The following is a 25658-nucleotide window of genomic DNA, read 5'->3' as shown; positions in this document are numbered from 1 at the left end:
AATTATTCATCTGCAGGAAACCAGATTGGCTTTTCTGCTTCAAAATATTTATGTTCTTCCAATATCCGCTCCGCCCTTGCTTTCATTTCCTCAATAGACTGGGGCATAGCCCGCAGCGTCCAAACTACTCCTGAAAAAATACCCATTGCGGCATATATCGCATACAGCTTCCAGAATTCCGCTGGAGCCGCTGCTCCGCCAAAGTATCCCTGCACCTGGCCGACCGAGAAGGGCACACTAACCTCTGTGCTGAATAAGGCCGTTTTATAAAAGTCATGTACCGGATCACCCCAGTCATACCGGTTAAAGTCAATGGCCCCTGCATATCTGCCATCCTTCATGACAAGGTTGGCAGGATGAAAGTCATCATGCTGGAAGCAGTCCGGCCTGGTCTTTAAATATGTAAGATTATCCTCAATATACCGGAGAACCCGTTCGTCCTCCTTTATTTTGATTCCGCAGGTTTTATACGCATCGGCATATCTTGCATGCTTGGCAGCGGCCCTTTTGTACCACGGCGCGATGCCATGCGGTGCGCTTAACTGGTGAAGACGCCAGAGATCACGCCCTGCATCAAAGCCTGCCTGCCGCTGGAGTTCATCCGGCAGATCCGGCAGGACGTCACGTGCTTCATCTCCTTCAATATAGGTGACTACCTGATAGCAGAGCCCCAATTTCGGAATGGTGCCGGTTTCAACCGCCTTGGGGCACGCTGCTCCATATGTGTGCAGCTCTTTTAAAACCGCAGATTCACTCTCTTTCCGGCCCAGTTCAGAAAGAGCAGCCGTCTTCAAAAGAAAGATGCCTCCCCCAGCGGTATCCACTTTATATTTTTTGTCATCTGAATATCCCTTCAGCAGGGGCTCTATGCCAGTTGCTGACCTTAAAGATGATATATGCTGCCTGACGGTCCAGAGATTAATCCTGAATCACTCCTTCTTCAGCGGTACGGCCAGTCAATATATTCATAAAGACTTTCATCCCTCCGCTGCAGGATGCTTCAACGGCTGCGGCGCGCCAGGTTTCTTCCTTTTCCAATGCCTCAACCCGGATCAGATCAGAAAGCTTTATCTGAAAATTAGCCGCCGACTCAGTGCTTCCAATTACAATCGTGTCACCTGACGCCTGTACATGGTAGTTTTTGATAGATGAAACAAAGAACAGGGAATCATGCTTTATGGCAACTTGGATACTATATTTCCCCGCATATTTATGAAGAATATCCTGGAATTCTTGAATTCCCATGTCTTTCATCCCGCTTCCTCCCTCTGATTGCCGGCCAGACGCCCGCTTCTTCATGCCACAATACAACTGATTCGACACCTATCCGTACATTCCTGCCGGCTTATCTCTTAAACCAATCGGCATTCTCATCCATATGGACAAATGGGATATCAGTATCAACAACACCGGTCATTTTCTCCAAATCCAGATCCTTTCCCTTCAGCCATGCGGCAAAATCGATTTCCACCGGCATGCGGCTGCCGCCAAGGGCCATCCAGGCCTTAAATTCCCGGGGCAGATAGCCGGATGTATGGATGGTGCCTGCCCAGCTTTCATACTGCTTTGAGAAAACGCCATTTTCAACCCCGTTCAGAAGGCGGAAAGCATCCAGCGCATCCAGTTCTTTACCCTGCGCCCTCATGACGGAAAGCCTGCGCTCTGAATCAACAAGATGATTCCTGTTTTCATGCTTCATCACCTCAAAATGATTGGTGCATGCCTGATCCTGGCGCACCTCCACCCCCCGGGGTGATGTTTCAGCAATAAAGGTTTCTCCGCTTCCATCGAGAACTACATAGCTGAAAGAATGGCGATGGGGAATCTCTTTGAGCATGGATACCGCTTCCCCTACAGTGGCACACTCCTCGAGCACCAGGCGTCCGATCATACAGCAAATAAAGCCGTCACCTGGATTTTTGCGGTGCATGAAATTATATCCGAGAGCCAGGCCCTTTTCATTGATCCCGTCCATGCGGCCGGTCACTCTCTGGCTCGGGCCGGCAATCGCATACCCTCGGTCACTGGGCTGGAACAGCACATACCGGCCTTCATAGGTTTTAGGGTGATAATCGTAATTCCGGATCAGATAATCCTTCCCGGTCATGATCGAACACCCCGATCGTACATAATCGACCCGGTAGCCGCCAAACTCCTGCAGGATGCGCTCCATCTCCCATCCGAGCGACTCCTGCAGCCCCCGGAGCTCTTCCCAGATTCCTGGCGCAAATGCCAGCAAAGCTGCCTTTGCTTCCTGAACATCTATCGAAAACCTTGGCTTCCGCACCTTCCATTGATTTTCACGGTTCTTTATGGTCAATGAATGCTTGACTTTTTCTCCCTGAAAAATGCCAAAGTCAAAGTGTGTGCCTCTGAACTGTAGCACATCGCTATAGATTTCCTTCATGCTGCATCCCTCATTATTGGTTTATTATGAATTCTCTATCTTTCATACTGAACCACCTATTTTCTAAATGCAATGATTGCATTTTCGGAAAAAGAAGGGTCTCAGCTGCCGGACATCACGGCAAAAAGACAGCCACTCATGGCCGCCTTTAATATCTCCAGCAATAGATTAAAAATCGTTCATTAGGATTATATTCAAATCCGGGAATTGCAATTTCCGCCTTCCTCTCAAATGGTGTCTGGTTATCAAGATAATAGCAGTAATCCTCAGGAGGGTAATAGAGAATTATATCAATTTCCCGGTAAGCCTGCTCCATTGACAGCATGATAGCATTCACCACACTCCTGAATACCTGCTGGGAAAACGGGTTGAAGAAATAGAATCTGTTATCAAGGCTGTCTATCTTATAATCCTCCGCAAGGCAGTTCAGAAAGCGTATTTTATCCGCTTTATTCTTCTTATTTTTCATATAACCCTGCTTATTATTCTGAGCATCTTCATACAGCTTCCCATCCATTTCTATGCCTGTCACAGAAGCATGAAAGAAATGATGAACATAGAAGTTCAGCCGGCCCTTGCCGCACCCGAAGTCCACGAGCCGGTCTGCAGGCTGAAGCGTATAATGCTTAAATAATTCCTCAAGGGCAGAGTAAGACGTCGGCTCATATCGGTTATAGTGGGGCGAATCATAATTCCCATGCTGCCCGCCTGTTTTGATATTCAGCAGTTTGTCATAGTAATATTCTTTCATAAAGACTCCCTATTCTTCTGTTTAGCGATTCCCCTCCATTATCTGACTCCCGATGGACAATGGCAACTTATCTGTATGCCTTAACTAAAGTTTACTGGATCTTCTGCTCTTATTAATGGCCGTATCCGCCATGCTGTACATCTTTCTCACACCCTCGCTGCTGGCTTCAAATTGATACGCATGTTCCGGATCAATTCCAATGTCTTCCGCTTCGCCGGCAGCATCGATATTCGCTCCCAGGAAAATGAACTCCCAGCCATAGACCTCGCGCTGATGCTTAATCATTTCACTCACTTGGTTATGACTGAATTCCATGCTTGCGTTTTCCATCCCATCTGTGGTTATGACAAAGATCACCTTGCCGGGGCGATCCTCTTCCCGTGTCTGTGCCAGTCTGGCACCCGTTTCTACAATCGTCCTGCCGGCGGCATCCAGAAGAGCCGTCGTACCCCGAACCCAGTATTCTTTTTCCGTCAGCCTGACACTCCCTGCATCCATCCCGCTCCACAGCACCTCATATTGATCATCAAATAGGGCAGCAGTCACCTTTGTCTCTCCATTTCCCCTGTTTTGGTTCTCAATGAGGGCATTGAAGCCCCCTATGGTATCCTTCTCCAGACCTGCCATTGAACCGCTTCTATCAATCAGGAAAACAATCTCTGTCAGAATCGTATTCATATCTATCATCCTCCATGTATTCTTACGATGATATAATAATATCAGGATTTATTTACCGTATGGTCGCCTGGCAGGCGACATTTCATAAGGGGGGATTGTAATGCTGGATAAAGAATTTCTTAGAGATCTAGAGGTATATCTGGAAGACAGGCAGATTAGCGTCGCTGAGCGGATCATTCTGTCTGCACCTCTTATGGATCCGGATGAAAGGTATGATGACCTTGAAGAATATATAAAAGGGAAGCAAAAGCCGTCGTTCAAGGACATACTGTTCACATTCATCGACCTTAGGGGCATCCCTGATTCAGAAATCTATAAAAAGGCCGGCATCGACAGACGGCACTTTTCTAAAATTCGTTCTGCAGCAGGATACCGGCCCAGGAAGGATACCATCATTTCGCTTGCCCTGGCACTGGAACTCGGTCAAGAAGAGACCGAGGACCTTCTTTACGCTGCCGGCTATTCCTTCTCAAACAGCGAGACCAGGGATTTAATCATCCTGTTCTGCCTTGAGAGGAACATCCATGATAAGCAGGAAGTCAATTTCGCCCTGCACCAGCATGGCGCAAAACCCCTGTAAAGTTATCCCCTGGCTTGAGCAGATGACAATCAGGGTAAAGCCAGCTAAAAAGGATGAAAATCATGGCGTTTGATTATACACTTGATTTCGATAAAATTGACTTCCGGGAACAGCCCGAGCTGTACCGTGTGGGAAGGGGCGAGCAGGGAGTCCTGATGGTGGAGCCCTATAAAAGTGAAATCCTTCCCCACTGGCGTTTCAAGACACCCGAGATTGCTAAAGAATCCTCGGACAAAATCTATGATATGTTCCTCGATTATAAAGAAAAAAAAGACTTTGTCGGTATGGATATGGCAAGAAAATTCCTGCAGATGGGATATACCCGGGCCCGCCGCTACACCAACTACAAAGGCGGACGTAAATATGAAGAAGACGGCTCCACAAAAGAGCGCCAGATCGATCCTCTCAAAGCCAAATCCGCCTCCATCTTCATGGAAAAATGGAAGCTGGCAAGAGAGGACAAAGACTACCTGGCAATGAAGAAACAGCATCAGAAAGAATACGGATAAAAGTTAAGGGGGACTGTCCCCATTTCCCGGATTATTTCCCAAATAAAAAGAGCCGCGGCAAGGGCCTCCGGCTCTTAAAATATGTTCAAAAGAATGGTAATAACAAGACTCTGCATGCCCAGCACAATCAGCGATTTCCTGCTTGTCTTAAAGCTCTCCACACGCATGATGTATGTCTGGGTAATGAAATTAATAACAAATAACAAGACTGCCACACACAGAAAAACAAACCAAAAGGGTGTTGAATAAATAAACATGTTTATATCTCCTTCTTAATTGCTGCGCCTTTTAAAAAAATGGGGCGCGGCTGCTGCCGAAACTGCTGAAATACAAATGACATATACTTACAAACATCAGTGAAAATACCCAGCATAACAATGTAAATAAATACCTGTCCATGGCGTCCTCCTTTGTGGGTTTGATGGGCGAGGAGGCATTGGTCCAGGAGGACCTTTTTAATTGGCTTTATTATGATTAAAACCGGCTGCCTCAAAAGGCGAAACGTGGTTCCTTTAGAACCAAATGCGGCTCTCATACAGAGCAAAATGGTCCTAATCGTTTCATTAGGACCAAAAACGGCTATCACCCCGGGTAAAATGGTTCTAATCGTTTCTTTAGAACAAAAACCGGCTTTCATCCTGGGCAAAATGGTTCTAATGGTTTCTTTAGTACCAAATGCGGCTCTCATCCTGGATAAAATGGTTCTAATGGTTTCTTTAAAACATAAATCGGCTCTTATCATGGGTAAAATGGTTCTAATGGTTTCTTTAGTACAAAAATCGGCTCTCATAAAGAGCAAAATGGTTCTAATGGTTTCATTAGAACCAACACCGGATATCCCCCAGAGCAAAACGGGGTCCCCACGACAACAACAGTTTTTTAAAATCCCTTCTACAGCCGGCCGTCTTCATCTTCCTCCTGGTCCGCCCTGAATATGGTGAAAAAGTAGATGCCGACTCCTACGATAACAACTCCCGTAGTCATAAGAATCTTTTTGCTTTCATTCAAGTCGATCCTGCTTATCAGGGTTTCGGGCAGAAGGAGAAGCACCAGCATGACGATGGAGATCCAGGTTTTGCTCCAGATGGAGAGCCAGACGATCATGATGATGGAAATGACAATGGCGGCAATGTTGCCGCCGCTTCCGAACTCGACGACAGGTGTAGCCATAATACGGTCGAGCAGGGTAACACCCAGGAACAAAAGGATAGGAACAAGTCCAAGGCTCACGAACAAGATCCATTCCTTGTACTTGTCCAGGCTGCGGGAAGACAGAGAATTAAAGCTGAAGGCTGTCAACAGCATAAACAATATAAAGATCAGGGGATATCCGATCATCTTTACGACTGAATAAGCTATCCCGCCATTCAAGGCATTTCCGATAAACATGAAAGAGGCAGCTCCCAGTATGATGATGGGGATATATTTAAGATATGTGAGATAATCATATGCCTTGTCTGTGCTGCTCTGTTCCAGGTAGACTTTTGGTGAACTGCCGGTAATATGCTCTACACATTTTCCGTTCTTCTCGGCCTGGTACAAATGATTTTCTACTTCAAGCAGCAGCTCGTCCGTCTCGGCTTCATTCTTCCCGGAGGAAAGCAGATAAACCTGCAGATTATCCAAAAACTCCATGCTTTTTTTAGAAAGCGGCATTCCTCACACTCCTTCCCCAACTAATTTGTGTTAGCTGCCTGAGACAGCCTTCCATCTAGCCTGGAATTTCTGCAGCTCCCCCTCTCCCTTTTCGGTCAGGGAGTAATGTTTCCTTTTCGGAACGCCCGAAGGAAGCTCCTTTGTATGGGTATAAACGGGGCCTTCCTTATTCATCCGGAGCAGGAGAGGATATATGCTGACTTCACTGACCATCGTAAAACCGCAGGTTTCCAGTTTCCCATACGTCTCCCCTGTTCATAGGGTGGCAGGAAGGCAGCCCTTCCAGGATCCCTTTTAATCCGGCTTAATGTTAAAGCGTTCACTCCTTGAGAGCTGACTATATGAAACATTGTCAGCTCCAAAAACCGTACTGTTTTATTAATTAAGCATAAGTGACTTTTCCAATAATTTCAAGATATCATTGAGAATATTTAGAAAAGTCTGGTCAAAACAGCCGGCACTTTCTACAAGGCCGTTTTCGCATAGACTGTGGCTTGCGGGCGGTCAGCCCCAGAAAGGCGGAGACGGTGCTTTTTAAACTGAATAGAAAGGATGCAGACTGTAGACGAATTCTTTTAGAACTCATTTACTTCGAAAAAGCAGCGGCCTGTTATGGCTCGAAGGTCGAAATTCCCGCAGCCGGATCAGGATCTCGAGGCTTACCTTTTAGAAAAGGAACCTCTGCAATGAGAGAAAATCCCGGCATGCTGCTACTCTTTCCGGTATACCATCATGTTTATATGTTCAGTGTTTTTAGGAAGGGATGGATATAACTTAAATATTCATCGGATATTTCGTCTGGCAGAGCCTGAATGCTGAAAAACTGGAGATTGGTTGTCTCCTTTTCGTCCGGTTCAAGCTTCCCCTTGAAGTCGCGGGAAGAGTAAACAGCTGTAACGGAGTAAAACTCATCTCCGTTGGCTGACTTGAAATAATACTCCTGCCCGGAGAAAACACCGCAAAGTTCCAGATCCCCGATATCCAGACCTGTCTCTTCCTTGACCTCCCGCCTCGCAGTATCCTCAAGGCTCTCCCCAAGCTCCATCAAGCCGCCCGGAAGTCCCCAGCCACCATCTCTTCTGTGCTGAAGCAGCAGTTCGTTTTGTTCATTTATAATCAGAACAACAGAGCCAGGCAGGATTAAAGGACGCGTCCCCACCATTTTCCTGAGGTCTTTTACATAACTCATACCTTCACCTGCCTGATTGATTTAGCCAGATTTGAAATGACATCTGATATAAGCCCGCCCCTGTCCACATGAATAGAATGCGAGGCCCGCTCTGCAAACACCAGGATGCTGCTCTCTGCAAGCAGGGCCTGTTCCTTGATCAAGTTGTGCCAGGCTTCTTCGAACTGAATCATTTCTTCTTCAGGCAGTCCGCCCCTGACTCCCCGTTCAATGTTGTACTCTTTGTCCCTGCCGATGACAGCAAGCGGAAGCTCAGGGAATTTCCCCAGTTCCCTTATCCTGCGGGCATCCTCTTTCCAATTCTCGATTTCAGATGCCATGGCCTGATACAATCCTGGATTCACCTGGAATTCCAACAGTTCCTTCTGCAGACCGGCCGGCAGCAGCTTCTGCTTTGGGGTGAGGGCAGGCTTGACTTTTTCCATTAAGCGGCCGCGGTCCATTGCTGCATATTCCCGGCATCTCGCCAGCCACACCTCGTCGTTTGCCTCTTCATCCATCACTGGAAGATGCAATTTATCCAGCTCCTCAAAATGGACTGATGTCGAATCAATCAGCACAAGGCCTGCAGAGCGGTCAGGGTGGAGTTTTACAAAATGCTGTGCGCATAATCCTCCATAGGAATGGCCGGCAAGCAGGACCTTTCCGTCCACCTGCAGGGCCTCAAGCAATTCAATGATTTCCCGGCAGACAGCTTCCGTTGTGCGTTCTTCATTATGTATGACGCTTCTCCCAAGACCTGGGCGGTGGAAAACAATTACCCTGTTTTCCCGGCTTAAACATTCAATGATCTCAAGCCAATCTACAAAGGAACTGGCCATTCCGGGCAGGATCAGGATCGGTATGGACCCTGTTCCTTTATCCATGACTTCAAGGTTTTTTTCATTGATTGGAAGGAGTTTTCTCATATTAAGGCTCCTATTCTATTCTGGGGCAGCGGGCGTTTGGCATTGTTTAAAAACCGCCATCGCCATCCCCGCTTGAGCTGTCGTTTTCATCGGATTTATACTTCCCTGTATAATAATCAGCTGAACTCTATCTCGTGCACGGGATTTACATCCGCAAACCAGCGCAGCACTCCATTATGATGATCAATAATGTGCTGGGCCGTGATGCTGCCGGAATCCCATGTGCTGTGGACATCTGATGCCAGGGTGACTTTATATTCAAGACTGAAGGCACGGCGGCAAGTGGTATCCACACATGCCTCGGTCTGGATGCCGGCCAAAACCACTTCCTTGATGCCCTGCTTTTTCAGTTCTTCATCAAGTGTGGTGTGATAGAAGGAGTCAGGCGTGTTCTTTTGGATAATCGCCTCATGTTCCTGTGGAGCGATTTCAGGGTGAATTTCCCAAGCATGTGTTCCTGTCTCGAGCAGTCCGCCCTCTGGTGCATTGTGCTGGATATAGAAAACCGGTGCTCCTGCCGCCCGCGCTTTTTTAATCAGTTCGCCCAGCCGCTGCAGGAGTTCATTTCCCTTGTACACCATATATTCCGGCCGGAACATGCCGTTCTGAACATCAATGACGAGCAGCGCTTTTTTCTCCATATCCGTTTCCCCTTTTCCCGATTGTTTGTTATTTCCCTGTCTCAATGGATTCAGGCATACCTGTTATATATCTGAAAATAAAAATATACCGTCCCATATACAAAGCATAGTCCTCTCCCTGGAGAGTGGGAAGCGGGCGATGCGGAGAGACGGCCACAAGTCCACCGCTAAGGCGCTTAATTTCTTCTTCAGCAGATGGAAAGCTTTCCGTCCATTTCAATAGATATTTTTCATTGTCTTTTGCATAAAGAAGAATGACTTCCTCCGATATCTCTGCCGTTCCGCCAACTTCCAGTCCCCAGAGGGCGGCTGCCTCCCTGACATGAAACATATTCATGTGTAAAGCTCCTTCCATCACAGATTCATTCAGGAAAATGCTTTCTTTTGTATACATGAAAATAATATGTGTACGGGTTATTTTGATCGGTAATTCCTTTCTCCCTGGATACCTCGATCCACTCCTCGGGATCAACTTCCGGAAAATAGGTATCACCCTTGAAGGACGCATGAATCTTTGTGAGATACATAGTCTCCACCATGGGCAGAAACAGCCGGTATATCTCCGCGCCCCCAAAGATGAAAACCTCTTCCTCGCCCCGGCACATCTCCATTGCCTCTTCCTTGGTATGTGCGATTTCGCAGCCCTCAAAGGAAACATCCTTATGCCTCGTAAGCACAATATTCCGCCGGTTCCTCAAAGGCTTCCTTATAGAATTAAGATTCTTCCGGCCCAGGATGAGAACGAACCCCTCCGTCTTTTCCTTTACATACTCCGAGTCCCTCGGAAGATTCCAGGGGATATCATTGTTGCGGCCAATCACACGATTTTCGTCCATAGCAGCTATTAAGGATATCTTCACTGTCTTTTCCTCCTCTCCTTTCATCCGCGCATAAGGACGGCTGTTTGTGGGTTGAACGACCTTCACTTCTTATTTATTCTTTAATTTGGGCAATGCTTGAAACAGCCATATCCCCAAACTTCCGTATATCTTCCAAATAATCAAATCCGGTATCATCCAAGCTGTTATACATCCGGACCGCCACCGCATTTTGCTCCGGAATCACTGTGCAGAAACAGCCGGATGCACCAAGAATCTGGAATGAGCCTGCAGGGAGACTGGCACCCAGTTCATCAAAGCTGCACCCCTGTTCTTCTGTTTCTGTTTTTATCCACCAGAAGAAACCGAATCTGGGCAGTCCGGGCGGAAGACTACCCGGGCTCTGGATGGAAGCTGCAAGTGTAAAGACCTCCTGAGGGATAATCTGGACTCCATCGACATTCCCTTTGCTCAAGAAGAGATTTCCCCACTGCGCCAGTTCCCTTGCGCTCACGAATAAATTCCTGTCTTCTCCTGATGCTGAGCCAAGCCTGATCGAAGCTCCACCGCCTGGAGGATGAATGTCGCAAACCAAAGCGGGCTTCCCTTCGGTCATCCACGATGCCTTCTTAGTTCATAGGTTTTAAAATCTTATCTGTCAAAATGTCAGCTATGTTTCTGCCATATGCTTTTTCCACAATATCAGCCAGCAGATCGGGCTGCTTTCCTTCAATATCTGTTCCGGCATCAAACTGGCGGGTCACCTTTCCATCCTTAAAAAGAAGTCCCGTACAGCGGCTAATCAAATGGCGGATGGTTGTCTCTCCCAGCACTTTGGAGTCAAGCTCTGGAAAATAGCCGCTCAATCTATCATCAAGACGAATCCGTCCCTCAAATACTGCAATTGCCGCTGCTAATCCTATGTATGTTACACGTGTTGAATATACGTTAAACTGAGAATTTTCATCTAACTTTCTAGCGCCTTTTCCAAAATGATGCCTGCCAGAGTACCACTCACAGACAATCTTCTGGTCCTTGATGATGACGAGTGCTGCGCCTGAGGCTCCTTTTTGGCGCTGGATATCTCTGTATAAGCAATCAGTTCATTAAAAGTTTTCAACATTTACATCACCCTCTTCAAGCCCAGCTCCTCCAGCATTTAATTTGTCACCGCATAAACACACGTATCCGTAATCCTCTTCCCGTCCGCAGACAGATCTTCATTCTTCAGTATACCCTCAAGGCTGAATCCGAGCTTCTCCGGAATGGCACGGCTTTTATGATTGGTGGATTCGCATTTGATTTCAACCCGCCTTAAGCCGAGGGTCTGGATTCCAAGGTCCATGACAGCCTCGACAGCTTCTTTCATATAGCCCCTGCCGCCAAATTTCGTGTGGATCCAGTAGCCGATTTCTCCTTTCGGGATATCCCAGTCAATTCCCTGGAGCCCGGTTGTTCCAATATATTCATTTGTATTCTTCAGGAAGATGAGGAAGCGGAAACTATCCCTGTTTAAAAAATTGATATGGGCCTGTCTTAAATTAATTTCTGTTTCCTCCACTTCGGGAATGGTCTGTGCAAATGGCAGCCATTCTCTTAATTCGTGAAACGAATCTCTTATAGCAGCATTTACAACGGCTCCGTCTCCCGACTGCCTCGGTGCCCGCAGCAGCAGCCTTTCTGTTTCCAGCCTTTCCGGGACTTCGATTAATATGGGATTCATGACAGTGACTCCTTTGCTTTTTGTAGAAGCTCTTTTAGAAGCGGGATATCCTCACGCCATAAAACCTCATGGCCTTAAGGCTGCCTTCCATCTCAAAAACACCCTTCTTTATCATTTCTCTCAGGCGGTACTCAAAAAAGACATCGCCGTGATATTGTTCCAGGTGTCCGATCACGTCCCCGATCAGCCTGGCCGATTTTATATATTCGTGATCATATTTTTTCTCAATTCGCTGTGCCGTCTCAAGAATATAAGAATCATAGAACTCCTTCGGCACACTTTTGATCATCTCTTTTTCCCAAATCCTTAGCACCGCCTCTCCCTTTGACAATTCCTGCCATTCCTCCTGGAGCCGGTTCCTCTCCCTTTGGGGCAAAGGATCCTCCTGTGTATAGTCAAGGAACCTTGCCAATAGCTCAGGTTCGATTTCACCCGAATGCAGGGGCAGGAATTCTATGCCGAAGCGCCGGCTGTATTCCGCTGTTTTGTCAGAAGGATTTATTGCATAAACGCTGCTTCTTCTTTTTAGGAGATTAAGAGCCAGGCGGAGTCCCGTTTGCTCATGAGCGTTATGCCCGGTACAAATGATGACAGGTATATCCTGAGGCAGTGCTGTCACATCAGAAACAGCCTGTCTGAACTCTTCAATTTCTGCATTAATGTGATTATTCTCATAATTCAGATGCGCACCCAGCCATTGGTATCTATACTGAATGCCCGCTTCTTCATCAAGCCTCCACAGCGGACCAGCCGACAAGATTCCCGGAAAGGAAATAACCTTGATACTTTCCTCTCCTTTAAGCTTCTTGAATCCGAACTTCAAGCTTCCGGCGGCTGCTTCACCAAAGATAATATAGGCAGCAGCCGGTGTCGAACCAGGCTTTTTCATTGTATTAAAAGACAAGAACTCTCCATGAATGCCCGTTAGGTCACTCGCAAGCTGTTCCTTTGTATGGGCTGCTTCTTTCGCCTGTTGTATGCGGAGGAATATTTGCAGCAGTATGGACTTTGCCTCCTGCTCAGGCAATGCTTGAATGAATTCTTTCCATTGATTGATCATAACCCTGCCCTCTGTATTATGGTTTTAACAGATACTGTGCATCTTTTATCTGGCACATTTCGTTTTGATAAGTACCAAATTGTTCCCATCACCGATACTGATCATGGATCGGATTGAACAAGTCTTCGTCCGAAGTCCTGACAACCGAGAAATGATCGACATTATAGTGGCCGTGGAGGGCTGCGTTATGATGCTGGATGATCTGTTCCGCTGAAAGTACTTTTGAATCTGATGTGGAATGACCGTCTCCTACGAGAGTCACATCATATCCAGTGACAGTGGCGGTCCTAACCGCTGTATCGATGCAATACTGCGTAGAGCAGCCCATAATCACGAGATGCTTGATATTTCGCTCCTGAAGATGCTCTTGGAGTCTGGTTCCATAAAAGGAATTGGTTGCTTTTTTGTCAAAAATGATCGGATCGGCAGGTACTTCGATTCCACTATGAACCTGGAAGCCTGGTCCTTCTCCCCCTGCAACATCCAAATCCCTGACAAAAAGGACAGGAATATCCCTTTTCCGGGCTTCCTTCAGAACTTTATTGATGTTCTTGATCAGCCCCTCTTTATCGTGGACCCCCTGCTCCCCACCGTCTCCGTCTATTAAAGACTGCTGTGCATCGATGATCAATAGCGCTTGATCCATAACATTGCCTCCTTGAAAACCTTTTCTTTGATTTTACCATATTCATACAGTTAAAATGATAACTATTCTTTCTATAGGAGGTGGAGCATATGCTGGAATTGTTTCTCTATAATTGGCAGATCAGGGAGGACTGGTTCTCATGGTCCGGAAGGATTTCTGCTGATGAACTTACAAAAACGAGGATAGGCGGCATGAGGAGCATCCTCCATAATCTGTATCATGTGATAGATTGCGAACAGATTTGGATCAACCAGATGGAGGGCGCTCCGGTAATCGTCCGTGATATAGCTGAAATTACGAGCCTTTCCCAGGTGGAGGCATATTCCCAGGAAACCAAGGCGGTCACACGCAGATTTCTGAGCTCAGAATCCAGCAGCAGCAGATTTTTAGAGATTACGAGGAAAAGCGGGGAAACCATCCGATTGACGCATCAAAAGATATTACAGCATATTGCGGCACATGAAATCCATCATATCGGCCAGCTGTCTGTATGGGCCAGGGAAATGGGGATCAAGCCCGTTTCTTCAGACTTGGTGTTCGCGAACTCACCTAGGATAGAGCCAGCAGATTGGAGAAGGCGTTAGGTAATAAAAAAAGAAAAGCCGCCTTCATCATCCCGGGCGGCTGCTCTTTCCTTCTATCAATCTTCGTCTTCTTCCTCTTCCATAAAATCATGCTCTCCCATATAAATCGGCCCATTGGCATGATCAATCCGGATCGGCCACTCATAAGGTACAGAGAGCCGGCGGGACATTTTTCTCCAAAAACGGCTGGAATCCCTTTCGAAATCCTGGAATTCCTTCAGAAGATCTTTATAGGCGGCACCATCGAGCTGTACATTCATATCCTGCAGCCTCATAAAAGCCATATGCCTGCATTCAAGATCGGCTGCCTCATTCATTTCCTCTTCTGTTGCTTCGCCGATGATCGTCCCCGGCGGGGGCAGAATTTCATAGATATTTTCTACTTCTACTTCCATTTCTTCTGCCGCTTCGAATTTAGGTTCATTTCGTCTGAACATCCTATCATCTCCTGTCTTTTAGTCTACCATCATTATAATGAAAACGGCGCCAGACAGATAGGAATTCTTTCATTCCGCCAAAAACAGATTGGCCTTCACCTCATAGAATTTTATCCGCTCCCTGGAAATAAGCCGATCCGAATTCCTCCTCTGTGAATAGAAACAAAGGATAAGGCAGGGCAAGCTCAGGCATTTCCTCAGGTTTGAAAAAGCGGAGTTCTGCTGTTTCCTCATCGACTGGCTGCCGGGCTATATGGTCTGCCTCACATTCAAACAGGAATACTACATACTCCACCTCATGCCCATTTGGATATTGATATCTGAATTCCCTGCCTCCGAACACGCCTGCCAAGCGTTTTGGCGTGACTCTGAGGCCCGTTTCCTCCCAAACCTCCCGCGCCACTGCATCAGCAGGTGTTTCTCCCGGCTCGAGCGCTCCCGCAGGCAGGCTCCACTTCTCCCCATTCCCTTTATTTTGAAGCATAATCTCCCCCGCATCATTGCGGATAATGCCCGCTACACTGGGAAGGAGCAAGAGTCCGCTGCCATGCGTCTCCCTCAGCTTACTGTAATATTGTGACATCCCCATATTTTTATCAGCACCCCCATTATGTAATTAAAGCTTCACTAATTATTTTACATAAATACATATGGTCAGCCCTGTTTTAGCCGCACTGACGGAGGGCGGGGGAAATTTTCGGAAATAGCAGACCCTTCACCTGAGTATGCTTCCAACCGTCTCAGCAGCTGTAACTGTACCATTCCCGGAATCAAAAGAGATTAAGGCTTAAATACTGATGATCTCCTAAACAAAAAGTCTGCAATATATCCCGGCTGAAGTTTATTACAGATGCATGGAAAGCGCATTTAATTCCTACCCCCTATGGACCCGTACCTGCCTTGTTTCAGGGCAGGTACGGGCTAATGGCTTGGTCAAAAAATGATATTGGAATCAAAATACTAATTTAAGGCTCTTTAATTAGGTACGCACCTATCCTTCTGGCCATTAAAATTGGCTGCCAGCGAGTGCGGGCAGCCTCTTTTATTAGATTTTTACAAATGTTTTACAGCTTTCAGAAAGAGATTTTAATTGATTCCCCTCAAAAAATACAGCCCTGCCCAGGTCGGCGTATATTAGCCCACCCCTTTCAATTGTACCAAGTTCCCTGTACTTTTCCGCGCTGAGCTCGGCTTCGAGCAGTTCTTCTCTACCGGGAATGCGCAAATGAAGACGGACCGTGGATCCTGCCCCATGTACCGAAATCACTTCTGCCGGGAGCCTTGATCCTGTGCGGGAGGCCGAGAGGAGGACCTCATGCGGCCTGATATAACTGGTTATTCCAGCCGGATCCTTTAAGGTATTAAGCCTTCCGAGGAAGCTGTATACAAACGGATTGGCAGGGGCATGATACACGTCCCAGGGACTTCCTGTCTGCTCGATCCTGCCCTCGTTCATGACTACGATCTCATCTGCCATTTCTAGTGCCTCTTCCTGATCATGAGTAACAAAAATAGTTGTGATGTTCAATTTTTCGTGAAGCTCCCTCAGCCAGATTCTGAGGTCCTGCCGCACCTTTGCATCAAGAGCTCCGAAAGGTTCATCAAGCAGCAGGATTTCCGGTTCCACTGCAAGCGCACGTGCCAGTGCAATCCGCTGCCTCTGGCCGCCTGAAAGCTGCGAGGGATACCTGCCTGCCGTTTCCTCAAGCTGCACTAGTTTCAATAATTCATATACCTTCTCCCTGATTACCGCTTTTCCCGGCCTGATGCCTCTTGGCTTTACCCTGAGACCGAAAGCAATATTCTCAAAGATGGTCATATGCTTGAATAGTGCATAATGCTGAAAGACGAAGCCTACCTTCCGTTCCTTGACAGACTTCTGGGTATAATCTGTTCCATTAAAAAAGATATGCCCCTCATCAGGATACTCAAGGCCGGCGATCAGGCGCAGAAGTGTAGTCTTGCCTGAACCCGACGGTCCAAGAAGCGCAGCGAAGCCGCCGGTTGGAATGGTAAGGGACAGGTCATTCACAGCGGGATATTTATTAAAGGCCTTGGATACGCCTTTGATGCTGATGCTCATATAATTTCCTCCTCAGCCAGCTTTGCGATCGACAGAACGTTCGGTATTCAGTGACTGCCGCAATGTTTTCCATTCTATAAAGCTTTTTAAAAAGAGTGTAACCAGCGCCAGGAGTGCAAGCAGGGATGCGGCTGCAAACGCGGCAGTGAAATTGTATTCATTGTATAAGATTTCTACATGGAGGGGCAGGGTGTTCGTTAGTCCCCTGATATGCCCTGAAACAACAGAAACGGCACCAAATTCACCCATGGCACGCGCATTGCAGAGGATAACTCCATACAGCAGCCCCCACTTGATGTTGGGCAGGGTCACCCTCCAGAAAATCTGCCAGCCTCCCGCCCCAAGTGTCAGCGCTGCCTGCTCTTCCTCTGTGCCCTGCTCCTGCATAATCGGGATCAATTCCCTGACCACAAAAGGGAACGTTACAAAAATGGTAGCCAGCACAATGCCCGGCACAGCGAAAATAATCTTGATATCCCGGTCTTCAAGAATTGGGCCGAGCAGTCCCTGCGAGCCGAACAACAGGACAAACACAAGCCCGGCTATGACAGGCGAAACCGCGAAAGGGATATCAATAAGGGTGGTCAGCGCATTTTTTCCCTTAAAGTCAAACTTGGTTATGGCCCAGGCAGCAGCCACTCCGAATGCCGTATTCAACGGGACGGAAATGGCGGCGACCAGCAGAGTCAGCTTGACGGCTGCCAGGGCATCCGGATCTGTCAGCGAAAGGAAATAAAGCTCCCACCCTTTCTTTAGACTCTCAGAAAATACAGCGGCCAAAGGAATAATGATGAAAAAACCGATAAACAGCAGAGCAGTAATAATCAAAAGCCTCCTGGCGGCAGCTGGACCTCTCTCCCTTCCTGCATTTTTTTCTGTTCCTGCAATTTGTTTCATCCTCAAAAACCCTTTCTATATCGCTTTATGCCTTCCAGAACTTTTCCACTGCCATACATTGATCAGAAACAGGATAAGAAAAGACAGCACGAGCATGACCGAGGCAATGGCAGCCGCTCCTGTGTAGTCATATTGCTCAAGTTTTGTGATGATCAGCAGGGGAACGATTTCCGTCTTCATCGGCATATTCCCGGAAATGAACACGACCGATCCATACTCACCAAGAGCCCTTGCAAAGGCCAGCGCGAAGCCTGTCAGGAGGGCCGGGAAAATGGCGGGAAAAATGATTTTGAAAAAGATCTGGGAAGATCCGGCTCCGAGTGAGGCCGCTGCTTCTTCATATTGTTTGTCTAAATCCTGAAGCACTGGCTGGACTGAGCGGACGACAAACGGAAGTCCGATGAATATGAGTGCAATCCCGATACCGAGCTGGGTAAAGGCAATTTTGATGCCCAGCGGCTCAAAAAACTGACCGACCCAGCCATTTGGCGCATATATGGCTGTGAGGGCAATGCCTGCTACCGCCGTAGGCAGTGCGAAAGGAAGGTCCACCAGCGCATCAACCAGGCGGCGTCCATAAAATTCATACCGGACCAGCACCCAGGCAATTAGTGTACCAAATACCGCATTCACCAATGCAGCTGCAAAGGACGTTCCAAAGGTGACTTTAAAAGAAGCAATCACCCGCTTATCTGTGACAATGTTCCAGAAATCCGCAACGCTTAATTCTGCTGCTTTGATGAATAAAACAGTAATTGGAATCAGCACAATCAGGCTTAGATAGATAATTGAATAGCCAAGCGAAAGGCCGAATCCCGGCAGATTGGAGCGCTTTTTTACTACCTTGAGCAAAGATGTCAATTCCCTTCTTTATGGTTTATAAATAGCATCAAACATGCCGCCATCATTAAAATGCTTCTTTTGTGCCTTTGTCCAGCCTCCGAAGAGCTCATCAATCGTAAACAGGTTGATGTCCGGAAAGTGGCTGCCATACTTTTCAAGTGCTTCCTTCGAGCGGGGGCGATAATAATTCTCTGCGGCAAGCTTCTGCCCTTCATCTGTATAAAGATACTCAAGATATGCCTTTGCCGCCTCAGCTGTACCTCGTTTTTCGGCCACTTTATCCACCACGGCGACAGGCGGCTCAGCCAGGATACTGACAGAAGGAACGACCATTTCAAACTTATCCTTGCCGAGCTCATTCATGGCCAGAAAAGCTTCATTTTCCCAGGCAATGAGGACATCGCCAATCCCCCGCTCAACAAATGTGGTCGTTGAGCCGCGTGCACCTGAATCCAGGACCGGCACATTTTTGAAAAGCCTGCCTGTAAATTCCTTTGCTTTTTCTTCATCTCCATTATTTTGTTTCAAGGCATAACCCCAGGCGGCCAGATAGTTCCACCTCGCCCCTCCGGATGTTTTTGGATTAGGGGTAATTACAGATACGCCTGGCTTTATTAAATCATCCCAGTCCTTAATGCCCTTTGGATTTCCCTTCCTGACCAAGAATACAATCGTGGAGGTATATGGGGAGCTGTTATCCTTAAGCCTTTTCTGCCAGTCCCGGGACAGTTTGCCTGCCTGCGCGATCGCATCGATATCATAGGCAAGTGCAAGGGTGACAACATCCGCTTCCAGGCCGTCAATGACCGCCCTTGACTGTTTCCCAGACCCGCCATGGGACTGATTGATCTTTACATCCTGGCCGGTCTTCTCCTTCCAGCGAGAGGCAAAGCTTTTGTTCACCGCTTCGTAGAACTCACGGGTCGGGTCATAAGATACATTGAGCAATTCAATCGATTTTGTTTTTTTATTATCCGCAGCCTTGCCGGAAGCGTCCTCTCCGCCCGAGGAAGACGAACAGCCGGCAGCCCCAGCCAATAGAATCAATGATAACAAGCCGATACCGATTTTTTTCATAAAAAAACTCCTTTTTCATCATAGTATTGAGGCTAAAAAGCCCCTTGATTTTCTCAACGCAACAACTGAGAAATCTTCAGGAGCCTTCGGTGGTCCGATCGGCGTTTTTGTTTTGTTTGGGCAGGCGGTGCTTTTCTAATTTATCAATCTGCGTAACCTGGGAGTCGTGGATAATGATTTGAAGGAGTCCGAATTCCACACCCTCAAGCAGCACCCTGATCTTTTCCAATACTTTTTCATCATCCTTCTTCCGCAAATGCAACTCCCCTCCTTAAATGGCTTAACCCGTTTTCATTTGATTTTTTTGCATTCCTTCAAGGAAAAAATGCTCAGGATGGAGACTGCTTTTTTCTATTACACTGTATGTAAATTGGGCGGAAAGGTAACAGAAAAAGCAAAAAGACACTTATCTTTTAATGAGATAAGTGCCTTCAGTGTGTCTGATCAGCAAGAGTATTTTTTAAACCCGATAATTTACATTGGATTACTTGTTTAATAATATAATATGTTTGTTTGAGAAAATCAATGACTATTCAAAAAATTAAATCAACTTTATTTATTTCTTCTCCTTTTTCAATTAATGGCGATAAGTATTCCAATAAAAATGCTGTACAACCATTTTATGGTATATTACATAAAAGGATGGTTTTGGATGAATGCCAGAAAAAAACCGGAGTCATTGTCTGCCTGATAGGAACTGCCATCCTCCTCCTTGCTGTTCTGAAGTTCAATTCACATGAGCATGCAATGACTACGTTGAATTGGCGGAGCACTGTTTTTAGCGGCCCTTATTGATGAAGGAATACTGAGGAAAAAATGGGGCAGGATTTTTTAAAAATAATTATGAAGGATGTGTTTCCTCTTTGGACAATCGTCTTCATCTGCTATTCTGGCTGGCCATGGTGCTGGTTCCTTCTTATATAGCAGCAGTAACGAAGAGCTTCGAACCTCCCTTTCTCACATTTATGTCAGGATTGCTTCTTTACTCTATTTACGGCTTGATTTTCCTCCACCGTATGATGAAGAGGCAGGAAAAATCCGAAATCTGGGTTATCCATAACATGACAGACGCGGAGCTTGAAGATTTTACGGCTGCCCTGCTTGGACGGCTGGGGTACACAATCCTAGTGCCTCAAGAGGGATATGAATTGTTAAGCTTTACAGCAGTTGATCCTAGCGGGAGGAAAGCTGCAGTTAAGGTGAAAAGCCACAAAAGAAGTGTGGGAATCAGGCTTGTCCAGAAAACCTTGAGGCAGCTGCCCCTTTATGAGGCCTCTGATTGCTGGGTAATTACCAATAACGGCTTTACACCCCAAGCCCAGGATTTTGCCAAAGCAAATAACATCCACCTTTATGACCGGGAGCAATACATCACATGGATTCTAAAGGCAAAAAAAGATGAGAAGGCTGGCCCCCAAAAATAAAAGCCAGCCCCTGGCCAGCTTTCTGCTTAAAGATGAAGGAATCTCAGGTTACACTTTTGACGCACTTACCACCATAGCCTCCCCCCTAAATGAGGTTACATTTTCTCCCTCCAGCCCGATCTTGAAGTATTTCTTCACTCTTTTGGGTGCCCCCCTGAATATATCAGCCAGCCTCCCCTGCTCTTCCTGGGGCAGATTCATCCTTTTGCACCAAGAGGCAAATTCGAAGCTCTTTTCAAAACGGTTAAGCTGGTTGATTATGAATCCTGCTGACTCAAGCATCCTGATCCATTCTGTTTTCTTCCAGGCTCTCACATGGCTGTAGTCCCTGATTTTCTCGATAGCGTTATAAAAGCAGTCCAATTCATCCTCCTCCGGCACGATATTGTCATCGAGCAGGAACTTTCCATTGGGCTTCAGGACACGGAATGCCTCGGAAACAAAAGCTTCAACATCCGGGAAATGATGCGCGGCAATCCTGCATGTTACGATATCAAAGGACTCATCGGCAAAAGGCAGTTTCTCGGCATCCCCCTTGATGAATATCACATTTTTATGACCGTTTCCGCTGATGAATCCTTCGGCTGCCTTCAGCATTTCTTCCGTTATATCGAATGCCGTGACTTCCCATGCATAGGGCGCAAAAGCATTTGCCGTATGACCGCCGCCAGTAGCCACATCGAGCACCTTCTCAGACCCCTTCAAGCCTGCAAGATGCACCAATAATGACAGGTCGCTGCCATCCTTGTGAATGCTGCTCTCGACATAAGACTGGGCGTTCTTCCCAAACTGCTTCTGAACATCCTTTTTTATATCCATCCAATCCCCCTCCTTATCTCCACTTTATTTGACCCGGATGATAATTAAAATTCACAGTTATCTATCAATCTATATAATAAAAAGTTATCGTTTAGGTCATCATTAAAAAAAGTCATACAGTCCTTCAAAATACTGAAATTCCTCATCAGATAGTCGGCAGCGTGTATATCCGTCATAGAACGCGTCCAGCTTCTCCGGATTTCCCAAGAATTTACGTACCGCCAAAGCTTCATCATAACGGGGATCGCCGACTCCCATTCCAGCCGTGTCAATGAACATCACCACTTCACCGTTTACAACCAGCACATTATCCACCGTGCAGTCTCCATGAATAATTGTCTGTCTGACCTCTGCCGGTCTTTCATGTTCCAGTTTTTCAAGGAGAGCGGCAGTCCCGTCAATTCCCCCGCCCTCTAAATAGCCGGCAGCCCTTTGAAGCTGTTCATCCAGCCAGTTCTTCCCAGCCGGAAAGAAAGAGGGAAGCTCTTGTTCATGGAGTTTTTGCAAAAATGCTCCAAAGCTTTTAATAAGCTGATACTCCCCTTTTGCCGTCTGTTCCCTAAGCAGTGCTTCCCTCAGGGTTATGCCGGGCTCAAATGACATCAGAAGATGACTTGCGTCCGCCTCCTCAAAGAAGTCATAATATCCGGGCACCGGGATAGCCGCACAATCCTTAAGGCTCCGAAGTACCTCTGCCTCGTTCCTAAGCCAATCCCTATATCTTTCTTCAAAACAGCTTTTAAACAGAAACGCTTCCCCTCCGCCCGCAATCTTCCGCACCGCAGAAGTCCACCCTTGGTTGGACAGCACCTCTATATCAGAAATACCGCGGGTCCATTCCTCCAGCCTTTCAATAACATAAGGGCTGAGCTCTTTTTCTATAAAACTCAATTTTCCTCCCATTCCACATACGCTCCTTTGCTTTCCAACTATACTATTTCTACCCGGATAGAATGATGCCCTTCAAATAAGGGGCGTTTTGATTCTTTTTTTTCACAGGTTCCTGAAATAACACTGCCAAGTGACCCGCAATTAAAGCGTAATAAAAAACAGCAGCCGCTCATCAGAACGCAACTGCTGTTTCCTTTATCATTACCGAGTCAGTTTATAAACACGGACTTCATAGGGCTTAAGCGAAATCTCTTTTATATCCTGATTCTCACTCACTTCATAGTTTGAGATCAGCAGCTCTTTCCCGTTAAAGGAGATACTGGCGTCAAGCTTGAATTCTGCAGATCTCTCGCTGAAATTGCAGATTGTTAGAATCCTCTCTTCTTCGAGAGTCCTAGTGAAGGCAAAAATCTGTTCATCTTCAGGCATTAATAAATCGTATGTGCCATAGACAATCACATCGTTCTGCTTCCGGAGCTGGATCAGCTTTTGGTAGAAATAGAAAATTGAATCCGGATCGGCCAATACAGCTTCCGCATTGATGGTTTTATAATTCGGATTCACATCGATCCACGGAGTCCCGGAGGTGAAACCGGCGTTTTCGCTGCCATTCCATTGCACAGGCGTCCTCGCGTTATCGCGGCTTCTTTCATAGATGCCCTTGAAAATTTCTTCATGAGTCAGGAATGCAGGCGTCAGGTCCCTGTAGGCATTCAGTGTTTCAATATCACGATACTCCTCGATGGTGTTGAACCTGACATTGGTCATCCCAATCTCTTCACCCTGGTAAATGTACGGAGTTCCCTGCATGGTGTGAAGGCAGGCGGCTATCATCTTGCCGGATAGATCCCTGTACTCGTCCGAATCACTGCCCCAGCGGGAAATGGCTCTTGGCTGGTCGTGATTGCTCCAATATAAGCTGTTCCAGCCCTCATTCTCAAGTCCCTTCTGCCATTTCGTGAAGATTTCCTTCAGTTCCGTCAGCTTCCATTCCTGCGGATCCCATTTTCCGAATTTGCCGTTGCCGAGGCCCACGTGTTCAAAATGAAAGACCATGTTCAATTCATTTCGTTTCTCCCCGGTATACAGTTTCCCTTGTTCAACAGATACTCCCGGCATCTCGCCGACCGTGATCGTATCATAAGCGGACAAAGCTTCCTTGTTCATTTCCTGAAGAAATTCATGGATACGCGGACCATTCATGTAATAAGGGCTGCCATCCCCAAACAGCATTCCCTCTTCCATATTCCCCTGCGGATAGCTTGTATCTTTAGAGATGAAATTGACTACATCCATGCGGAAGCCGTCGATTCCTTTATCCAGCCAGTAACGCATCATCTGGTAAACTTCTTCCCTGAGACCTGGATTCTCCCAATTAAGATCCGGCTGTTTTTTGCTGAAAAGGTGCAGATAATATTCCTCGGTTTCTTCGTCATATTCCCAGACACTGCCGCCAAATGCCGCCCCCCAGTTGGTTGGCGCCTCCCCGTTCTCGCCTTTTTTCCAGATATAATAGTCCCGGTATGGATTATCTTTTGACTTCCGTGACTCGACGAACCACTGATGCTCATCGCTTGAATGATTCACCACGAGATCCATCATGATCTTGATACCATATTTATGGGATTCATCCAGCATGGCATCAAAATCCTCCATGGTGCCGAATTCGTCCATGATATCCCGGTAATCTGAAATATCATATCCATTGTCATCATTCGGAGACTTATAAACAGGTGACAGCCAGATTACATCGATTCCCAGCTTACTGAGATAAGGGATTTTTTCTCTTATTCCCTGCAGATCTCCTACACCGTCACCGTCCGTATCATAAAAGCTCCGGGGATAGATTTGATAGATGACGCTTTCTTTCCACCATTTTTTATTCATGTTCTTTTCGCCTCACTTTTTTGGAAGTTGTTTTTTACTTGATAAAGCCTTTTTATAGTCCCTGATTCTTACATTTACCCTAAAAACGGAATTAACGTAAACGTTTACTATATTTTCTAAAAAAAGATTAATATCTTTTGACACTCATTCTTTCGATTATCCTATGAGGCATAATTCGGTTCTCAGCCGTCATTCCAGTTTCAAGCATATTCAACAGCATTTCACCCGCCGTCTCTCCCATTTCAGCGAATGGCTGCGCCACCGTCGTCAGCGGTGGAATTGACATCTGGGCTAAATCAATATTATCGTATCCGATGATTGATATATCATCAGGAACCTTAATCCCGCAATGATGGGCTGCGGAGATGGCCCCGATTGCCATTTCATCGCTGGCAGCGAATATTCCCGTCACTCCGGGATCATTCTCCAGGAGCCTCTTCAGCCCCGTAATGCCCTCAGGAAATCCAAATCCTTCTGTGCAGATAACATTTCCTTCTTTAAGAGAAATGCCATAATCTTTCAGCGCTTTCAGGAACCCATTGATACGCGGCTGCCCGGCAATGATATCTTCCTCCCGGCCGCTGATCATCCCGAGTTTTGTGTGTCCCTGTTTGATTAAATATTCCGCCGCAGAATATGCGGCTGCCTCATCATTCACCCTTACATATGGAGCAGAAAAATTATCCGATTTTGTGGAGAGCAGGACGAGGGGCACATTCATTTTATCAATATAGCTATGAAACTCATCTTCCAGCACTTCACTGGTAAAAATGATTCCATCCACCCTTTTTTCATTCAATACCTTCAAATATTTCTTTGTCTTCTCCCGGTCTGAACCCGTATGGCAGACAATAATGCTCGAGCCATGCCGGCTTGCCGCACTTTCAATTCCCCTCAGAAGCTCCGTAACCAGGGACCCGGTTAGGTAGGGAAACATCACGCCGATGGTGTGCGTCCTCTTGTTGATGAGGCCCCTCGCTACAGCGTTCGGATGATACCCCATTTCCTCGATAACACGCAGCACCTTCTCCTTGGTTTTCTTCGAATAGCCCGGCTGCCCATTTAAAATCCGGGAAACAGTCGCTATTGAGACATTCGCTTCCCTGGCGACATCCTTAATCGTATACGCCATCTGTTCACCAGCTTTCCA

34 protein-coding genes and 1 pseudogene are annotated in these 25658 nt (G+C 46.8%); 4 read left to right on the top strand and 31 right to left on the bottom strand.

What is annotated here, in order from left to right:
* Positions 1-2 precede the first annotated feature (2 nt).
* The 5 genes from V1501_RS03145 to V1501_RS03125 form a co-directional block, all read right to left on the bottom strand.
* Positions 3-824, bottom strand: coding sequence for an aminoglycoside phosphotransferase family protein (locus V1501_RS03145; protein ID WP_409291407.1), 822 nt, complete (start codon positions 822-824; stop codon positions 3-5).
* 94 nt (positions 825-918) lie between these two features.
* Positions 919-1254, bottom strand: coding sequence for a hypothetical protein (locus V1501_RS03140; RefSeq protein WP_409291406.1), 336 nt, complete (start codon positions 1252-1254; stop codon positions 919-921).
* A 91-nt stretch (positions 1255-1345) separates the two neighbouring features.
* Positions 1346-2407, bottom strand: a complete 1062-nt coding sequence (locus V1501_RS03135; RefSeq protein WP_409291405.1) for a C45 family autoproteolytic acyltransferase/hydolase — start codon at positions 2405-2407, stop codon at positions 1346-1348.
* A gap of 148 nt (positions 2408-2555) precedes the next feature.
* Positions 2556-3158: an SAM-dependent methyltransferase gene (locus V1501_RS03130; protein WP_409291404.1), complete on the bottom strand. Its 603-nt coding sequence runs from the start codon at positions 3156-3158 to the stop codon at positions 2556-2558.
* 84 nt (positions 3159-3242) lie between these two features.
* Positions 3243-3836: a vWA domain-containing protein gene (locus V1501_RS03125; RefSeq protein ID WP_409291403.1), complete on the bottom strand. Its 594-nt coding sequence runs from the start codon at positions 3834-3836 to the stop codon at positions 3243-3245.
* Positions 3837-3936: 100 nt separating this feature from the next.
* On the opposite strand from V1501_RS03125, the gene V1501_RS03120 reads away from it, so the two are divergent.
* Positions 3937-4416, top strand: coding sequence for a hypothetical protein (locus tag V1501_RS03120; protein ID WP_409291402.1), 480 nt, complete (start codon positions 3937-3939; stop codon positions 4414-4416).
* A gap of 62 nt (positions 4417-4478) precedes the next feature.
* Positions 4479-4925, top strand: coding sequence for a DUF4385 domain-containing protein (locus V1501_RS03115; RefSeq protein ID WP_409291401.1), 447 nt, complete (start codon positions 4479-4481; stop codon positions 4923-4925).
* A gap of 74 nt (positions 4926-4999) precedes the next feature.
* On the opposite strand, the gene V1501_RS03110 is transcribed toward V1501_RS03115, so the two are convergent.
* The 15 genes and pseudogenes from V1501_RS03110 to V1501_RS03040 form a co-directional block, all read right to left on the bottom strand.
* A complete protein-coding gene (locus V1501_RS03110) occupies positions 5000-5182 on the bottom strand; it encodes a hypothetical protein (RefSeq protein WP_409291400.1) in 183 nt (60 codons plus the stop codon).
* 2 nt (positions 5183-5184) lie between these two features.
* Positions 5185-5775 carry a hypothetical protein gene (locus tag V1501_RS03105; protein WP_409291399.1) on the bottom strand — a complete coding sequence of 197 codons (591 nt, stop codon included), beginning with the start codon at positions 5773-5775 and terminating at the stop codon, positions 5185-5187.
* A gap of 41 nt (positions 5776-5816) precedes the next feature.
* Positions 5817-6581, bottom strand: coding sequence for an HAAS domain-containing protein (locus V1501_RS03100; protein ID WP_409291398.1), 765 nt, complete (start codon positions 6579-6581; stop codon positions 5817-5819).
* A gap of 30 nt (positions 6582-6611) precedes the next feature.
* Positions 6612-6875 (bottom strand): annotated as a pseudogene (locus V1501_RS03095) (PadR family transcriptional regulator); the annotation flags it as partial.
* Positions 6876-7317: 442 nt separating this feature from the next.
* Complete coding sequence (locus V1501_RS03090; protein ID WP_409291397.1) at positions 7318-7770, bottom strand: NUDIX hydrolase; 453 nt, start codon at positions 7768-7770, stop codon at positions 7318-7320.
* On the bottom strand, positions 7767-8678 hold the full coding sequence (locus V1501_RS03085; RefSeq protein ID WP_409291396.1) for an alpha/beta fold hydrolase: 912 nt from the start codon (positions 8676-8678) through the stop codon (positions 7767-7769). Before V1501_RS03085 ends, V1501_RS03090 begins: the two co-directional genes overlap by 4 nt.
* A 116-nt stretch (positions 8679-8794) precedes the next feature.
* Positions 8795-9319 (bottom strand): cysteine hydrolase family protein, encoded by a 525-nt coding sequence (locus tag V1501_RS03080; protein WP_409291395.1) that lies wholly within the window; start codon positions 9317-9319, stop codon positions 8795-8797.
* A 28-nt stretch (positions 9320-9347) separates the two neighbouring features.
* Positions 9348-9656: a hypothetical protein gene (locus V1501_RS03075; RefSeq protein WP_409291394.1), complete on the bottom strand. Its 309-nt coding sequence runs from the start codon at positions 9654-9656 to the stop codon at positions 9348-9350.
* A gap of 25 nt (positions 9657-9681) precedes the next feature.
* A complete protein-coding gene (locus V1501_RS03070) occupies positions 9682-10179 on the bottom strand; it encodes a dihydrofolate reductase (protein ID WP_409291393.1) in 498 nt (165 codons plus the stop codon).
* Positions 10180-10252: 73 nt separating this feature from the next.
* Positions 10253-10753, bottom strand: a complete 501-nt coding sequence (locus V1501_RS03065; protein ID WP_409291392.1) for a hypothetical protein — start codon at positions 10751-10753, stop codon at positions 10253-10255.
* Between the two features lie 13 nt (positions 10754-10766).
* Complete coding sequence (locus V1501_RS03060) at positions 10767-11177, bottom strand: serine hydrolase domain-containing protein (protein ID WP_409293226.1); 411 nt, start codon at positions 11175-11177, stop codon at positions 10767-10769.
* The gene (locus V1501_RS03055; RefSeq protein WP_409291391.1) at positions 11105-11260 is read right to left on the bottom strand and encodes a hypothetical protein; all 156 of its coding nucleotides are present in this window, start codon (positions 11258-11260) and stop codon (positions 11105-11107) included. Before V1501_RS03055 ends, V1501_RS03060 begins: the two co-directional genes overlap by 73 nt.
* Before the next feature lie 36 nt (positions 11261-11296).
* Positions 11297-11860 carry a GNAT family N-acetyltransferase gene (locus V1501_RS03050; protein WP_409291390.1) on the bottom strand — a complete coding sequence of 188 codons (564 nt, stop codon included), beginning with the start codon at positions 11858-11860 and terminating at the stop codon, positions 11297-11299.
* Between the two features lie 34 nt (positions 11861-11894).
* Positions 11895-12920 (bottom strand): DUF1835 domain-containing protein, encoded by a 1026-nt coding sequence (locus tag V1501_RS03045; protein ID WP_409291389.1) that lies wholly within the window; start codon positions 12918-12920, stop codon positions 11895-11897.
* Between the two features lie 88 nt (positions 12921-13008).
* Complete coding sequence (locus V1501_RS03040) at positions 13009-13566, bottom strand: cysteine hydrolase family protein (RefSeq protein ID WP_409291388.1); 558 nt, start codon at positions 13564-13566, stop codon at positions 13009-13011.
* A gap of 89 nt (positions 13567-13655) precedes the next feature.
* On the opposite strand from V1501_RS03040, the gene V1501_RS03035 reads away from it, so the two are divergent.
* Positions 13656-14150, top strand: a complete 495-nt coding sequence (locus V1501_RS03035; protein ID WP_409291387.1) for a DinB family protein — start codon at positions 13656-13658, stop codon at positions 14148-14150.
* A gap of 56 nt (positions 14151-14206) precedes the next feature.
* Here V1501_RS03035 and V1501_RS03030 read toward each other — a convergent pair whose 3' ends face one another.
* From V1501_RS03030 to V1501_RS03000, 7 genes are all read right to left on the bottom strand, one after another.
* The gene (locus V1501_RS03030) at positions 14207-14587 is read right to left on the bottom strand and encodes a hypothetical protein (protein WP_409291386.1); all 381 of its coding nucleotides are present in this window, start codon (positions 14585-14587) and stop codon (positions 14207-14209) included.
* A 100-nt stretch (positions 14588-14687) separates the two neighbouring features.
* Positions 14688-15176 (bottom strand): NUDIX domain-containing protein, encoded by a 489-nt coding sequence (locus V1501_RS03025; RefSeq protein WP_409291385.1) that lies wholly within the window; start codon positions 15174-15176, stop codon positions 14688-14690.
* Positions 15177-15632: 456 nt separating this feature from the next.
* Entirely contained in the window at positions 15633-16670 is a 1038-nt protein-coding gene (locus V1501_RS03020) for a sulfate/molybdate ABC transporter ATP-binding protein (protein WP_409291384.1), read from the bottom strand.
* A gap of 12 nt (positions 16671-16682) precedes the next feature.
* Positions 16683-17567, bottom strand: coding sequence for a sulfate ABC transporter permease subunit CysW (cysW, locus tag V1501_RS03015; protein WP_409291383.1), 885 nt, complete (start codon positions 17565-17567; stop codon positions 16683-16685).
* Positions 17568-17582: 15 nt separating this feature from the next.
* Positions 17583-18419 carry a sulfate ABC transporter permease subunit CysT gene (cysT, locus tag V1501_RS03010; RefSeq protein ID WP_409291382.1) on the bottom strand — a complete coding sequence of 279 codons (837 nt, stop codon included), beginning with the start codon at positions 18417-18419 and terminating at the stop codon, positions 17583-17585.
* 18 nt (positions 18420-18437) lie between these two features.
* A complete protein-coding gene (locus tag V1501_RS03005) occupies positions 18438-19487 on the bottom strand; it encodes a sulfate ABC transporter substrate-binding protein (RefSeq protein ID WP_409291381.1) in 1050 nt (349 codons plus the stop codon).
* Between the two features lie 76 nt (positions 19488-19563).
* A complete protein-coding gene (locus V1501_RS03000; RefSeq protein ID WP_409291380.1) occupies positions 19564-19749 on the bottom strand; it encodes a YezD family protein in 186 nt (61 codons plus the stop codon).
* Positions 19750-20350: 601 nt separating this feature from the next.
* Here V1501_RS03000 and V1501_RS02995 point away from each other — a divergent pair.
* Positions 20351-20911: a restriction endonuclease gene (locus tag V1501_RS02995; RefSeq protein WP_409291379.1), complete on the top strand. Its 561-nt coding sequence runs from the start codon at positions 20351-20353 to the stop codon at positions 20909-20911.
* Between the two features lie 48 nt (positions 20912-20959).
* Here the strand turns inward: V1501_RS02995 and V1501_RS02990 are convergent, their stop codons facing one another.
* The 4 genes from V1501_RS02990 to V1501_RS02975 form a co-directional block, all read right to left on the bottom strand.
* The gene (locus tag V1501_RS02990; protein ID WP_409291378.1) at positions 20960-21730 is read right to left on the bottom strand and encodes a methyltransferase domain-containing protein; all 771 of its coding nucleotides are present in this window, start codon (positions 21728-21730) and stop codon (positions 20960-20962) included.
* A gap of 102 nt (positions 21731-21832) precedes the next feature.
* Complete coding sequence (locus V1501_RS02985; RefSeq protein ID WP_409291377.1) at positions 21833-22633, bottom strand: phosphotransferase family protein; 801 nt, start codon at positions 22631-22633, stop codon at positions 21833-21835.
* Positions 22634-22822: 189 nt separating this feature from the next.
* Positions 22823-24508 carry a glycoside hydrolase family 13 protein gene (locus V1501_RS02980; protein WP_409291376.1) on the bottom strand — a complete coding sequence of 562 codons (1686 nt, stop codon included), beginning with the start codon at positions 24506-24508 and terminating at the stop codon, positions 22823-22825.
* A gap of 127 nt (positions 24509-24635) precedes the next feature.
* Entirely contained in the window at positions 24636-25640 is a 1005-nt protein-coding gene (locus V1501_RS02975) for a LacI family DNA-binding transcriptional regulator (protein ID WP_409291375.1), read from the bottom strand.
* Between the last annotated feature and the right edge of the window lie 18 nt (positions 25641-25658).

This window comes from Paraperibacillus esterisolvens (assembly GCF_046237625.1).
Classification (GTDB): domain Bacteria; phylum Bacillota; class Bacilli; order Bacillales; family DSM-1321; genus Paraperibacillus; species Paraperibacillus esterisolvens.
Note: the sequence above shows the minus strand (reverse complement) of the source record. Positions and strands in the feature narration are given on the sequence as shown.